Source organism: Psychrobacter nivimaris, from assembly GCF_043419765.1.
Lineage (GTDB): Bacteria > Pseudomonadota > Gammaproteobacteria > Pseudomonadales > Moraxellaceae > Psychrobacter.
Genome location: NZ_JBHOFX010000001.1, coordinates 431,468 through 446,176 on the forward strand (window position 1 = coordinate 431,468; position 14,709 = coordinate 446,176).

The 14,709-nt window shown below is 38.4% G+C and carries 9 protein-coding genes; 3 read left to right on the plus strand and 6 right to left on the minus strand.

What is annotated here, in order from left to right; genetic code table 11:
* The first annotated feature begins 430 nt into the window (after nt 1-430).
* From ACHEVO_RS01605 to ACHEVO_RS01615, 3 genes are read left to right on the plus strand one after another with little or no spacing between them, the layout of a single operon-like run.
* Nucleotides 431-2,737, plus strand: a complete 2,307-nt coding sequence (locus ACHEVO_RS01605; protein ID WP_394123656.1) for a hypothetical protein — start codon at nt 431-433, stop codon at nt 2,735-2,737.
* Nucleotides 2,734-4,137 carry a hypothetical protein gene (locus ACHEVO_RS01610; RefSeq protein WP_394123657.1) on the plus strand — a complete coding sequence of 468 codons (1,404 nt, stop codon included), beginning with the start codon at nt 2,734-2,736 and terminating at the stop codon, nt 4,135-4,137. Before ACHEVO_RS01605 ends, ACHEVO_RS01610 begins: the two co-directional genes overlap by 4 nt.
* The gene (locus ACHEVO_RS01615) at nt 4,130-4,678 is read left to right on the plus strand and encodes a condensin complex protein MksE (RefSeq protein WP_394123658.1); all 549 of its coding nucleotides are present in this window, start codon (nt 4,130-4,132) and stop codon (nt 4,676-4,678) included. Before ACHEVO_RS01610 ends, ACHEVO_RS01615 begins: the two co-directional genes overlap by 8 nt.
* A 206-nt stretch (nt 4,679-4,884) precedes the next feature.
* Here the strand turns inward: ACHEVO_RS01615 and ACHEVO_RS01620 are convergent, their stop codons facing one another.
* The 6 genes from ACHEVO_RS01620 to ACHEVO_RS01645 all read right to left on the minus strand — a co-directional run bounded on the left by ACHEVO_RS01620 (nt 4,885) and on the right by ACHEVO_RS01645 (nt 14,590).
* On the minus strand, nt 4,885-5,703 hold the full coding sequence (locus tag ACHEVO_RS01620) for an efflux RND transporter periplasmic adaptor subunit (protein WP_394123659.1): 819 nt from the start codon (nt 5,701-5,703) through the stop codon (nt 4,885-4,887).
* The gene (locus ACHEVO_RS01625) at nt 5,700-7,715 is read right to left on the minus strand and encodes a preprotein translocase subunit SecA (protein WP_394123660.1); all 2,016 of its coding nucleotides are present in this window, start codon (nt 7,713-7,715) and stop codon (nt 5,700-5,702) included. Before ACHEVO_RS01625 ends, ACHEVO_RS01620 begins: the two co-directional genes overlap by 4 nt.
* The gene (locus tag ACHEVO_RS01630) at nt 7,708-9,903 is read right to left on the minus strand and encodes a hypothetical protein (RefSeq protein ID WP_394123661.1); all 2,196 of its coding nucleotides are present in this window, start codon (nt 9,901-9,903) and stop codon (nt 7,708-7,710) included. The genes ACHEVO_RS01625 and ACHEVO_RS01630 overlap by 8 nt, the downstream gene beginning before the upstream one ends.
* Nucleotides 9,904-9,918: 15 nt before the next feature.
* The gene (locus ACHEVO_RS01635) at nt 9,919-11,754 is read right to left on the minus strand and encodes an efflux RND transporter periplasmic adaptor subunit (RefSeq protein WP_394123662.1); all 1,836 of its coding nucleotides are present in this window, start codon (nt 11,752-11,754) and stop codon (nt 9,919-9,921) included.
* Complete coding sequence (locus tag ACHEVO_RS01640; RefSeq protein ID WP_394123663.1) at nt 11,747-13,093, minus strand: TolC family protein; 1,347 nt, start codon at nt 13,091-13,093, stop codon at nt 11,747-11,749. Before ACHEVO_RS01640 ends, ACHEVO_RS01635 begins: the two co-directional genes overlap by 8 nt.
* A gap of 162 nt (nt 13,094-13,255) precedes the next feature.
* Nucleotides 13,256-14,590, minus strand: coding sequence for a hypothetical protein (locus ACHEVO_RS01645; RefSeq protein WP_394123664.1), 1,335 nt, complete (start codon nt 14,588-14,590; stop codon nt 13,256-13,258).
* Nucleotides 14,591-14,709: the final 119 nt, after the last annotated feature.

The following is a 14,709-nucleotide window of genomic DNA, read 5'->3' on the forward strand; positions in this document are numbered from 1 at the left end:
TAGTAATTGTCATAAGAAATTTCAATTTAAAGGTAAAACTGGCGTTTATTCAAAAGAAGACTCTTATGAGTTCTACTTTCCTTCACCTCAGTCTTTTTTGATAATGGAGACCCAGAATGATGCTGGTGTAGCCTGTATGGTGCTATATCGTGATAAAGGTTTTCGCTACTACCGTATTTTTTTACCGTTATCTTATGACGAAATCAGACATTTATTTTGGGATGATCAGAGCAAAAATTTTGCTAATGATTTAAGTGTGACCACTATTTTGGCATTTCAAAAGAAACATGGTGGTTTACATATAAGCGATGATAGGCAACTGACAGAACTGATGTATAGCAACTTTACAGGTGCTCATAGTCGTTACAGTATTGTGCCGCTATCTGAAAACACCAATAAAGCGGTACACGCATTTCGCAGTATCTATCAAATGGCATTTGATGCAGGTACAGGTGGTACTGAAGCTTTAGCAGATGCTATTGCCACATTGATTGAGATGAAGCGTGGACGACCACAAGAGCGCATGAATGCTGACTTAGCGAGCCTTGAAGAAGACTACCAAAAGCTATTACAAAAGAATGAAGAACTACAGTGCCTAAAAAATAACAAAGAGAATTATGAACACTTAAAATCTAAATTTGAAGACTTAAAAGCAAAGCGTAAAATATTGACTGAGCAGCATACTATCTTGTCAGGAATTTTGTCGAATAGCAAAGCAAGCTATGCTAATAGCTTTGGTAACTTATCTAAAAAACTCACCGAAGTTCAAAAGTCACATGCAGATTTAGATTCCAGATTCGAAAAAGTTAAAAAAGAAACTAGCAAGCTAGAAGGTGCTACTAATGAGTTGAATAAAACCATACAAAAATATCAAGAGAATATATATCTAGCTGAGCAAGTTCTATCTCAGCATACTGATACTAATGCTATTGAGTTGGCCTCAATACTCAGTGAACGTAGAGAGATACTTAAAAGTCAACAAACAGCACTTCTTGATACTATTCATAGTACTAAAAAATTAGAAGAATTGACCAAGAGTATCAATCAAAATACAGAAAATCTTAAGCATAAGAAGGATACTTTAGAGAACATAGATAATCTTATGTTGACGCAGCTATCAGCTGAAACAGCTGATGTGTTATTTAGTCTAAATAACGACTTTGGTGCGCTCGCATTAAAATTGACATCCGATCAGATTGACTCTATAAAATCATTTACGAATTGGTTTGGCACAACCGGTCAGCAGCTCCTTTTTGACCAAGTCCAGATGCCAAATACGACAACTCGTAGGTTTCAGGTAGAAGAGCAAAGGCAGTCTTTAGTACATTCTATTGCTAAGCTTGAACAGCAGATTAAAGACGATGAAAGTAATAGAACAACGCTCCTCAATGCAACTAATGATGCTAGTGGTGCTTCACGTCAGCAAAGCTTAGAAGAACTTAAAAAAGAAATAGTTACCCTTAACGAGCAGATTGATGCTTTAGAGCGCTATAAGATTAGCCTAAAAGATATTGAAAATGATAAGCAACAGCTCGAAGAAAAAGTAGATTTAAAGTCAGAGCTATCTGAACAACTGGAAATACTTGGGAAAGAAAAAGATCAAGCAGCTCATGAATTGAACAGTATTCTTAGTCAGCGACAAGAACTCGAAAATCAGCAGGATAATTTTGAGCATTATACTAATAGCTTAAATCAAGTAACTACAAGCATAGGTGCAACCCACTATAGCGAAAATGAGATTTCAGAGATTATAGCAGCCTATACCCAAAGGCACGATGAGTCACTCCGCTTAGATATGCGCACTATTAATGACTTAACTCAGCAAAATAACGCTCATACCCGTGATTATAGTGAACTTAAAAATAAAATTGAGAATTTTATACAAAAGGTACCTAATGACAATGTTGATCAGTTTACTAATATACAAACATTGACCCAATTAAGCGATATTATTGCTACTTATAACAATAGTTTTAGCTCGCTTAATTATCAGATTCAAACACAAGCCAATAATATTAGTAGACATAACCAAATCATCAGCAGTCAACTGCGCGAGATCAGTGACGCCAGCCAAATGCTGACCGACTATGTGGCCGCAATTAATACTGAGCTAAATACACATCAAATATCTAATCTTAAGCAGGTTCGCATTAAGCTACACTGCCATGCAGACTTTGAACACGTTCGCAAGCTACAGAAAAATCATGATATTACCCAAACCGAGCTTATGAGTGATGAATTCTATCGCACTCTAATGGCGTTTATGGAAAAACATGCGAACAAACGAACCAAGCTAATTAAAATGCGCGACATCATTAGTAAAATTAATTTTGAATATATTGATGTCAATGGTGTTTTGACTGATAAATCACAGTCTGGTGGTACTACCAGTACTATTACTGCTTCAATCATTGCTATTTTACTCGGACGAATTTTTATGCAAGGGGCTTCTTTTAAGATGCCTATCGTCATTGATGAAATCGGTGATTTAGATGATGACAACACCAGCACAATTATTGATTGTATTGATAAACACGGTTTTTCAGCATTTTGCGCTACGCCGACTCAACGAGCCTCAGTATGTCAATCTGTTAAGCGTTGGATACGTGTGGATTACAACGTGTTCCAGCACCCGCCTACGGTAGCAAGCTGTGTACTTAACATTTTGCCTGAATCAGTTGAGGTTTGGGGTAATATAGATGACGACCAAGCACTCCAAATAGAGGCTTTAGTATGATTAACCGTGATGTACTAATTGAAAAAGTACTAGAGTTTAAGTACGATTTTTTTCAATTTATTGATTATATTAACTCACATGACGGAGCCATGGAGTTTCCTTTTACCACTTACGTTCAGTTTTATAATAAGAAAGTTTTATCGCAGGATAAAGAATCCCTAAAGAACATTTTGAGTCTAGATAATCTGCTTGCTGGCGGCATTTTTACTCATCACGATAAAGTGAGTGGCATGCTCGTCATGTCAAAGGTAGTATACGATTTACTAGTATTTTTGGATGTATCTCGAAATAAAGAGCTAAGTCATGCTAAGTTTGAATCATTAAGGCAACAAACCGAGCAATCTACCATTAACATCATGCATTGTGAAACTGGCTCTCAAGATTACCGCGATCAACTTAATCTATTTTGGGATTTAATCAGTGAGATTTTAACTACCGTTAAAGAAAATATTCGGGTTTTGCATTATAAGGTAGATGAAGTTGCTAACCAATATGGTCAATTTGAAGCTGGTCAGCAAACGCATTCGATTAATGAATTATATGAGACTGCTCAACAGCTACATCACCGTCACATAAAGCCATGTCTAGAGTTTATCAATCCCGATATACAACTTGTTAATCGTAAAAACTTTGTAGAATCTATTGATGCTTTGATGGATTACTATCGGCAAAGTGGTCATGAATCAATTGCTATCGCTATACGTTATAAATTAACAGCGATTACTTCATACTATAAAGATATTGAATCACTTTCTAATAGACTTTTGACTTACTTGTATAGTTTGGCTGAACAGCGCCGCTATTTCATGGCTATTGAACAAAGATATAATGCATTGATGCAAACCTTTGAGAAGCTTTATCGTCATGGAGGACAAAAGAACCTATATCTCACAGCGGACCTTGAAGATATCAGTGATATGGGCTGTTTTGATGGACTCTCCTCTCACAAGTTAAGTTTTTCTGCTAAATTTGACCGTCACCCTGAAAAAAGCATTCAACAGTTTAAGCACTACTTTGAAGAGATTCAGCAACGACCAATTAAACAAAAAGTTGATATTTCTCATGCTCCAAAAATGCCTGATAAAACGCTACAGAGTCGTAAGAATGATATTTTAAAACATATCGCGTCTCTACAAAAAGAGCAGTTCATCGAAGATATCCATCAATACTTAGACAATTATCTTAAAACGTCGATCAATGAGTATACGCTTGTCGATGTACTGTACGGACTTGAGTTTTACTTGTCACTTATTCCAAAAACAAAAATTAGACAACTGAGTGAACGTCGACGCGTAGAGGACGGGAATTATTATTGGGAATATCGAGTACTGACTCGGATCAACAATCAAACTAATCCGCATATGACTGATCTCAAGCTTAAGGAACAAGTGAATGATTGATTTACACAGTAGTATTGAGATATATGACCATTTGATGAATGGCCGTATCATAAACAAAAGACGTCTGGGTTCACATGGTGATTTTGAATCAAACCCTATGTTTGAAGAAATCATCAAAAACTTAGAGTTATATAAGAACCAGTATGATATGTGCGGCTTTAGTTTGGTTGCCAACACAGAGTTCATTTATATAGTTAAAGGCAATGCCTATGATATAGGCAAAACTGAAATTGCAATGAAAGCATATTGTTTGCTATTAATTATAGGTAAGTACGTCACCTCACATAATTATAAGATTGATAAACTCAGTTCCGCTTCAGGTGGATTAATGCTTTCTGATATTGATAAGATTGGATTACTACCAGATACTGTAGAAATACTACAACGAGCTGGTATGAATGAAGATCTCTTCAAAAGCATTAAATCGACTCTAATTGAGCGCCAAATCATGTTTGAAAACCCTATCACTCAGCACTTTGTACTGTCTGATTCAGGTATGGCCTTTTATGAAGAACTCACAGCAGACTTCATCACTGATTGAGAAGTATGTAGCAAGCAAGCTGCCTATAACTAAATATAAAAGCACCTTGGCCACTGGAAATATAAGCTTTTAAAAATTAGTACCAGTTTGGTAGAACTGAATAAGCCAATCAAATTTTCTATAATGAAATCATTAAGCTGGCTAGCTTTGGCTTATGTACTTAGAATATTACCTTTTAATGCTTTGCTATACCTAATGGCAAACGCTTAATACTTCACTGAGCACAATATACCGCTTGGTATTTTATTTCCTGGATTGTTTATATAAGATATCATGCTAAAAGTACCGGAAGCCGCATCAACGGCTGAATCCTTAACAGCAATTTTTGCCTTTATTTGACGATTGAAAGGTGCCTCAGGAGAGATGGTTATAAGGCCACCTTTTTTAAATCGATTAAAATATTTGACTGGTGCAATGATTTGAACTTTTAATCTATCAGTCTGTGCAAGGGTCAGGATAGGATGCTCACCATCAGTAGGACTAACTATCGATCCAGCATCTAAGTACCTTGCTATCACTACACCACTCAACGGGCTATTTATAGTGCGCCGATTCAACTCTGATAGTGAAGTTTTATACTCATACTTTGCTAGGGTCTGACTTTCAATACTGGCATCTAGTTCAGACTCAGCGACTTTCAATTCGTTATTTGCATCATCTAAGGCCTGTGTAGACATAAATTTTGCATCGGATAAGATTTTCATTCTTTCCATTTTTTGCCTAGCAGCATTTACTCGATTTTGGGCAGCAATGATTTGAGCTTGAGTCTGTGAGCGATACTTTGCCGAGTTTGTAGAAGCTTGCTCAACGCTATTGTCTAGCCGTGCAAGCACTTGCCCCTTTTTAACGTAATTGCCCCGCTCTACTTGCACACTACTTAATCTGCCTACTACAGGACTGCGAATGTCTACAGTTTTTATGGGCTTTAACATGCACCCAAATCCTGAAGCTTGCGCAAATTGAGGAGTAAACAGAAGAAAAATAATAGCAGCAGTACTATTTCGAAACTTATCATTGTTAATCATTTTAACTTTCCAATAAACCCAATTTGTTTTTGACGAGTGCGGTCTTGTTTTAACGTATTCATTCTAATTTCATATTGTCTTTGCTGTGCACGATTTTGAGCAGTTTTCATTGCTCGTGAATATAGATATGTTCTCAATATCGGGAAAGATATGTTACTGCCTATGACTTGCCAAATATTTTTATGAGCAAATAACAATGTATCATTGAAACAAACAATCTCTTGGTAAGAACCTTGATTCCCTTGTCTAGCTGAGCGCCCAATCAGCTGTCTATCAATACGCTTAGAATCATGATGTTCCGTGAGAATAACGTGCAATCCCCCACTATTTTTAGCTGTCTCATCCAATTTGATATCTGTTCCACGTCCCGCCATATTGGTAGCTATTGTAATTGTTTTGCTTAATCCTGCTCGAGCAACAATATCGGCCTCTTGCTCATTTTGTCTTGCATTAAGAAGATGGATGGTTAATCCTTCGTTATTATTATTCTTATTGATAAAATCCAGTACTTTTTCTGAAGACTCTACACTACGTGTACCTATGAGTACTGGTTGACCATTTTTCGCCACTTTGACAGCTTCATCTGCCACAGACTTCCATTTATCATCCTGCGTTAAATGACAGTTTGTGCTCATTTTCTTTCTAAGGTTTTTTCTATTAGGGGGTATAATACATACCTTGAGCTCGTAGACGTTCCACATCTCGCGGCTTACTTCAGCAGCAGTTCCTGTCAATCCTGCCAAAAGTATGTACCGCTTAAAAAAACGCTGGAATGTAATTTGGGCGATAGTTTGTCTTGTATTAGAAATATCCAACCCTTCTTTAAGTTCAATCAACTGATGTAGACCTTGTTCCCAACTTCTATCTGGCATTGGTCTACCAGTCGCTTCATCAACGATAACTATTTTTTCTTCCGCGATAATATAATGTTCATCTAAGTGAAATAGATGCAATGCATTTAAAGCTTTTTTGAGGATTAACTTCTGCCAAGCTTTTGTATGCCACATAGGCCTTACACTTTCAGGAGGCAATGATATATTGCGCTCAAAATTCTTTAATAGCTCAATATCATTGTTCACCAAATCAACAATAAAATCTTTACTTTCTATTAATTTTCTTGCTTCATCTAAAGCCCATCGCAAGACAAGTTTTTCCATAATAGATTCAGATTCTTGCGAAATAATTAAAGGCGTGCTTGCTTCATCTATCAGCACGCTGTCTGCTTCATCCACAATGCAAAAATGTAATGCTGGAACGATATGCTGATCGCTATTACTTAAGATATTATGAATGAATTTATTCAAGCTCGCTTTTACTCTTGTTTCTCCATTCGTTATATTGAGCTCATCTTTTAAAACATCAAACACAAGCTCACTAGCACTAACATAGCATATTTGGAGAGCATACTGCTTTTGACGTTCTTCAATTTCCATCTCAGAAGAAATGGACCCACTAGAGATAGAAAAAAAATCAAACAGAGGCGTCATCTCTTCACAGTCTCTAGTAGCTAGGTATTCGTTTGTACTTAACACATGTACTGCTGCACCAGAAGCTGCCGCTATAGTAGCGGCTATGGCAGCGACTACAGTCTTACCTTCACCTGTCTGCATCTCTGCAAGTTGCCCACTTAAGAGTACACGAGCGCCTAAGTACTGAACATCATGAGGATAAAAGCCGAATGTCCGATAGATAGCTTCACCCACACATGCTTGAGCTATATTTAATTGAGGCGTCATATCTTTGTTTATGATTAAGCTCTTTATTGCTAATTCAAAACATTGTCGTAGCTTGAAGTCGTCATAAGTCGCATATTGTTGCGTTAGTTTCCTAATAGCTTTAGCGCTTGAAGTAGCTTGTGATCGTCTATAACTTTTTACTGCATAAAATGACTGTAAATTAGAAAAAGTCCTAATGAGTTTATTAGGATGATTGGGATTGCTCTCCTCCCTTCCTCCCTCTGAAAGGACTAAAGGGTTTTGACGTAACTTGCGTAATAATACTGAATTAAACATTGAATTTCTTAAGGAAAAGTTGACGGCCTTTAATCATCCACTGCCAGCCTAAGGGCATATAGCCCATATCAAAACGAACGTAAACTCGATCGTTAAAGCCTAAAGGTTGCTCTTGTTTTAGAAGCTGATCTTGATTTACCAATAACTCTAAATCGAACACTCGATCTACTGATTTTTTGCCACTAGTATCACTAGGGTCCACAATAATATTACCACCCGCATTAATCCCTAAAGCAGCCGATGGAAGCTCAAATGCAGCTTTAGGAGTTCGACGTACAATTATTGCATCATAACTTTTCCCTAAGTCAGTAGTAGATTTAATTTCAATATTTTTTAAACGTTCTTGTATAAGGTTCATGACATCTTGCTCAACGACCATCCTGATAGTTTGAGTTTGTTTAGGTGCTACATATCCTAAAACATCGCCTTTCTTAACATACGTTCCAATCATTTTATCAATAGACTTTGGATACCATACCCCCTTAATAGGAGACAATACTTCTAAAGCATTAACCTCTTTTTTTAAGATCTGTTCTTGTTTTTCCAATGCATCATACTTAGATTTTAGAGCATAAAAGCTTTGAATATCAGTAGATTGTGCTTGCCTCATCTTTAAAGTTAGCGCCAATATTTCTTGCTGAATGTTTTCAAATTGCTGTGTGAGTTCACGATTACTCAGCAATACAATTCGTTCTGATTTATTGATATGATTACTGGCTGATATATCGGCAGATTCTATCGTTCCATTAGTATTTGCTCTTATAATGTTGCTTTCAGGCAACCAAGCGATACCTTGTTGAACACTATAAAAGGGAAAAGGAACAACGGTCAGTAAAAGAATTATTAATACTAAAAAAAGATAAAAACGTTGTTTCGCTTGCACCCTTTTTTTAATAAGAGAGTTACCTTTATAGATGTGCTTAACTCCCTTATATATGGGCAAACCAAAAGACATCCAAGCAGATACAGCTGCCATAAGAATGCCAACAAAGAAATACTTTTGAGCGACGAACCATATCAACGTAAATATGATGAACACCCTATAAATTGGAGCGATAAAGCCATATACAAACAACCATAAACGCTCTTTGTCATAGCCCATAGGAGGCTTGGCATCCTTTGCGCCAAACATATAGCGATCTGATAGGTAAATCCAGTAATTTTTAGCCCTTTGTGATAAGTTGGGGATCTCAACTAAATCTGTCAAAACATAGTATCCATCGTAACGCATCAATGGATTGCCATTGACCAGTAGACTTGAAACACCTGCAATGAAAATAACATTAAAAGCAAAGGCTCTTACCAATCCTGACTCGACGTTTAACCACACAAATAAGGCGAGGGCTCCTAAAAACAACTCCGCCATTACACCCGTCGCCGCAACTAATGCTCTGACCCATTTAGAGGTAAATCGATAAGAATAGGTTGCGTCTACATAAGGCACTGGCATAAAAATGATTAGCATAAGCCCTATTTCGCGTACTACCCCGCCCCATGCCTTGACTGCCATTCCATGTGCCCATTCATGAACCGCTTTAACTATAGGATAGGTGCACCATAAAATAAACAAATTCGATGTGGATAAAATTCTATCGGACAGATTGGCAGTAAGTGCTTCCCAATGTGAGGTTACCAAAAACATAGCAGGTACAATAACCGCCAACCAGCAAACGAAAAAGGTCCAAGTATAAATACGCAAGGCGGTCGCAGTTTGACGACTGAACCATTGATCTGGATACCATAGAGGTATTTTGATACTTATTGGATTTAAAAAAGATTGTTTAAATGCCTGAAATTTTTGTTTACGATATCGCTTCACAATTTCAGTAGAGTCTGCTGACATCTGGGTTTGTAGCATGTCATTGCTATATAACTGCCCTAGTAAACCCACTAGATCATTCTGACTGATGACTTCTGAGCTATCATTATAAAATCGCTGATTTTGCTGCAATTGTTGCTGCTCCAGACAGCTCTCTTCCCAGATAGCCTCTAGGTCCTTTCGGCCATTCATGAGCTTAATGATCATCCACGCTTCAGGAGTTAGTCTCAAAAACTTTTGAGTGGCTTGGTCATGTAAAAATATCCATGACCTACCTCGAAGGCGTCTAGGAAAGACATCTACGGCTTCTCTTAGTTTTGGTTTTACGTGTTTGACCAGATGCCAATGTTCTGAAAATAAGGTTTGCATAAGTAAGCGGCTATCCTACCAGATTGACCAAGCTTTCAGTCGTATCCAATCTATTAATGACTTAGTCCAGCTGCTAACCAAATTGGTTTCACCCACTATAACTTTACCAACCCCTTGCATGCCTGGATTGATCTGGATAGGCGTCTTATTCAATCTTGCTTCGACTACAAAACCATTTTCTCCATCTTTAACTTCTGCAACTGCTGTCAATCTAGTAACAGTAAATTCATAAGTCTGCTCAGGTAAGCTGGTCAGTTTCATTTTCCCTGTTTGCCCTACCTTTAACTCACTCATATCTTTATCTGGTATATGCATAATTACCCGATAACTTGAGACATCTGCCACCTGAAAAAGCTCTGAACCGACTTCTACTGGTGTACCTACTTTTTGTTGCCAGTCTCCACTCACTACCACGCCTGAAATAGGAGATTTTATATTGGTTCGCGCGATTTTTTCATTAACCAAATCAAGCTTTGACTGGACTTGCTGTTTTTGGTTCACAGCAAGTCCACTAGCAGCCGCATCTAGCGCTGCCATAGATTGTCGAAACTGACCTTCAGCCTGCTCTAGCTGACTAGCCAGCTCCGCTGTTTCTATCTTGAGGTCCTTGTCTTCAAGCTTTGCTAATGTCTGACCGACTCTTACTGTATCACCAGGGCGAGCTAACACCTCAGTAATGTAGCCTTGTTGAGGCGTTGTAATGGTATAACGCTGTTCACCTTCTAAATATAATGGTGCATTGATAATTTTTTCAACAGGAATCAACGTTACTGCTAGTATCGATAGGATTAGTATAAAACCTAAAAACTTATACGCCAAATAGCCTTTTCCGACGAGCCTCTCCAAAAAACCCGAGGATGTCCGATAACTATGCGCGACTAAATTTTGCTCAGACTGTTGCCATCGTCTAAAGACCGGTTCGATAAAATCAGCATTGGCTTGTAACATCGTTTTTAGGTTGTCATTCAAGGGGTCAGCATAATCGCTTTGCTGTACCACCAATACTGCCGATACATGACCACGGTAGTGCATCGGATATGCCCACCATCGTTTATTTTGTTGTACCTGACACTCGGTAATAGCAATGGAAGCAAGTTCAAGTGCAGCTTGCATCATTGGCGATCCTTTTACTGCCCAAGATACGTTAGCAGATACCCACCATTTAGGACTATAATTCTTTACTTTAAATAGGCTAAAACCTAAGCCATCACCTCCTAAATCAGTTGCCCACTGTTTGGTAAGGTTCACCCACTCTTGAGCCGCTGACTGAGCATCTGACTGAGACAATACATCACTCGTTATTTCAAGTAACCGCTTAGCACGCTCTCCTTCACCAAATTGACTGCGTATAAAGCCAAAGAATAACCATCCTAAGCTTAGCTGTAGTGTATCTAACATATGATCGTTAAATGGTGGTGCCACCACACAACCTATACACGCTATTCCTTCTGATGATTGTGTTACCAAACAGCTTATTAATACTAACTCATCTATACGTTGTACTTTGAGAGGTTGATCATTACTAATAATCTCAATGTGAGATTTCCACGCTTGCCGTAGTGTTGAATTTAGATCATCCAACGTACTTTCTACTTTCGTATCACTGCTACTCTCTTCCTCCAAAGGTACTTTGGATTCATTCAATGATGCTAATAATGCTGATGTTCTTTTAGGACGTTGAGAGAATATTGATGCACTCATTGTCGACACATCAATGAAATCCAAACTGCCTGCTTGCGGTAGTTTATGAGTCGCTACCGCTACAATATCTAGTCCTGAGACTTGAGTACGTTTGAGCCAATTTGATAAGAGATCTGGTAAAGGTACGGCTGATTCTTGATTACTATTCATTTATTTTCTCAAGCTCGCTACTATTTTCTACAGTTTGGCGCAATATGTCATCCATTTGAGTCAATTGATCCACTGTCAGTGTACCTGCCAATTGATTCAGCTTAATATAGTTACGCCAGCTGTTAGACCATGCTACTAGTCGATCTCTATTGACTTCATATATCTTTGATTGGGCATCCAATACATCGGCATTAATACGCATACCAACTTGATAACCCAGCATGTTTGCTAGCAATGCTGTCTCTGCTGATTCACTGGCTTTGTTTAGCCCTTGGTATTCAGCAATAGACGCTAATATTTGGTAAAAAGTTTGTTGCATCTCTATATTCAAACGCTCTCGAGATGCGCGTATAGTCTCAAAACGCTGATTTTGAGTTGCTAGCACTTTAGTCGTTTGGGCATTGCTAGTGTTCGTGTTGAATAAGCCAAACTGAACCTGCACGCCTGCGCTCCAGTCCCACTTACTATTGGTGTAATCCTCTTGCCCTTCACTAGACCAAGAACCTAAGTTACGGTTGTTTTCCACAACCAACTGCACTTTTGGATAATGCTTATATTGCAATTTATTTTTTTCGAGTGTAGCGATTTGATAATCAATAACAGACTGTTTTAATAGGCTATTTTGACTACCCATAGCAGCAAGCCATAAGGTAAGATCTTCTTCGGCGACATCTGGTAGCGCCTGAATACTTGATGCATAAGTGCTGGGTTCAATTTTAGCCCCGCTCAAGGTTGTAAGCTCTGCTTGTTTTGCTTGCATTTGCCATTTCAATGCGGATAGTTGCGCAGCAATGCGATCATGCTTGGCCTCGGCTTCACGTACATCAGTAATAGACACTGTCCCTACTTCAAAGCTTAACTGTGCTTGTTTTCTTTGCTCATTGACAGCAACTTGCTGACCTTCCAAAAGAACTATCTCAGATTGTGTGGCCAAAATATCTAAAAATAGTGAGACTATACGATTGGTCAGCTCATCGTACGTTTGGTCAATAGCAAAATCAGTTGACTTTGCACTCAGATTTGCCTGATCTATACTGATGTTCAAGATGGGATCGTATAGGTTTTGGGAGATACTAAATCCAACTTTTCCAGCATCATTGATGCGTCTATTGGAGACTCTGGTATCAGAAAAGCTACCAGACCCTCTACCATAAGATTTGTCAATATTGGCAGAAACAGAGGGCAACCACTCACTTTTAGCGATGCCTACTTCCGCTCCTGCCACTTCTTGCGCAGCTCTTTGCACTGCCAGCTCAGGGTTACGCTTAATCGCTGCTTGTTGAAGCTGTGCTAGCGTGGGTGAAGATTGACCAACCGAAGCATATACTGGCGCGATCATGCTAAAAGCCACTATGAACAATATGGACTTTACATGTGATTTTCTAAAATTCATAAGTATTTGCACAGTTTTAATTAAAATCGATATTTTAAAATATATCAACGATTAGTATCTTGATTAAGCTTTCAGTGATCACCAAAATAAAAGATCAGCCGACCGCTATCAAAACCCCAGAGCTTTATTAGCCGATGCACTCAATATGGCATCCACATCTAGCGTCTCTAAATAAGTAATGAGCTTGTCAATTTCCTGCTCAAAAGTCGCTTGCGAATTCACCATCTCTTGAAATTTTATTTTATTGTAATTTAGATTTCGTTCTGATAGTTCTTGCTCATTTCTTTCCCAAGACTCTTTTTTATTCAAGTATATAGCGGTTCTATGGTCAATATAAGCTTGGCGATAATATGGTACTAGCTCGTCATAGTTAGGCTGCTTGGTTAACTTTGCCATTACTAACAGCGTATCTGGTTTAGGAATATAGTTTACATATTGGCACTCATACCCTTGCTTATAAAGGCTTAGCTCTTTACTGTCTTTGTTGGTGACCAACATCTCATATAACATCGGTAAGCTACCACACACCTTATAAAAATACAGAAACATATCTACGCAGCGATGTATTTCATTTTCATACTCTAGTAAGGTATAAACGATTGTCTCGTGTTCATCTTTATAGAAGGCTTTAGGTGTTGTACGTAATTTAAAGTTGACGAAGTCCCTTAGAGTACTGCTATCCTCATTGTCAGAACCCTGCGCTTTGTCCTTATTTATGGGATTAAAGTCATTGATAAAGATATATAGAAAATTAAGAAACTCAACTCTCACTATTCCTTCCTCTATCTTGTAAAGATGGTCTATCTCTGGAAACATAGCTAGTGTTAGCTGGATTCTACCGCAGTCCACAGCAAAAACGGTTGGCTCCGGTTTTTTTATCTTAGTAAGACCCGCTTCTTTTAGGCGGGTACGTACTATTTGGTTGATGAGTTTTTTTAGGGGAGCGCTGGTGCTGGGCAACGTGTCTCTGTTCTCGTTCTCTTGTTTGAGTGTGACAAGCTGTTGTGCCCATGCCGCTAAGGTCTCCTTAGCATAATCTATCCAGATCTCAGGGGTATTCTCGGTTAATACCGTACCATCAGGTAAAAACACCACTTCGATCTCTTGATGCAATACTACAAGATTATGCACTTGCGCTGCTTTGATAATAACCGCAGAAAACTCAATGGCAAGCTCCTCAGGAGCATGATCAATGCTTAAGACAGGGTCAGTAAAGCCGACCATCCAGTCTGTCATGTCACTATACATATTAAGGATTTCATCATCATAGTAGGCTTTGGCTTCTTTTATAAACTGCTCTACTGCTTCGGCAACTGCCAAAAAGGCGGGATTACGGCTTCTTGGAGCCTTGTGTGATACCTGCGTTTCCATGTCCTGTGCGTCACTATAGCTGGCCGGTTTGCCGTCTTTAATGTCCCACAAAAATAATCCGCTGAAGCTCATGTGTTGCCCTTTATCTATCAATTTTATTTTACGTATCGTACTATTTGACAGCTTTGTTGTCTGAGAAAACAAACCCAAAGCTGCCGTAGAATCTTTTCAGTTTTTGTTACTACCCTTGT

Bases quoted from the DNA above. Each gene is read 5' to 3' on its own strand.
- ACHEVO_RS01605 (WP_394123656.1), top strand. From the start codon at position 431: ATGGCATTTGATGCAGGTACAGGTGGTACTGAAGCTTTAGCAGATGCT.
- ACHEVO_RS01610 (WP_394123657.1), top strand. From the start codon at position 2,734: ATGATTAACCGTGATGTACTAATTGAAAAAGTACTAGAGTTTAAGTAC.
- ACHEVO_RS01615 (WP_394123658.1), top strand. From the start codon at position 4,130: ATGATTGATTTACACAGTAGTATTGAGATATATGACCATTTGATGAAT.
- ACHEVO_RS01620 (WP_394123659.1), bottom strand. From the start codon at position 5,703: ATGATTAACAATGATAAGTTTCGAAATAGTACTGCTGCTATTATTTTT.
- ACHEVO_RS01625 (WP_394123660.1), bottom strand. From the start codon at position 7,715: ATGTTTAATTCAGTATTATTACGCAAGTTACGTCAAAACCCTTTAGTC.
- ACHEVO_RS01630 (WP_394123661.1), bottom strand. From the start codon at position 9,903: ATGCAAACCTTATTTTCAGAACATTGGCATCTGGTCAAACACGTAAAA.
- ACHEVO_RS01635 (WP_394123662.1), bottom strand. From the start codon at position 11,754: ATGAATAGTAATCAAGAATCAGCCGTACCTTTACCAGATCTCTTATCA.
- ACHEVO_RS01640 (WP_394123663.1), bottom strand. From the start codon at position 13,093: ATGATCGCGCCAGTATATGCTTCGGTTGGTCAATCTTCACCCACGCTA.
- ACHEVO_RS01645 (WP_394123664.1), bottom strand. From the start codon at position 14,590: ATGAGCTTCAGCGGATTATTTTTGTGGGACATTAAAGACGGCAAACCG.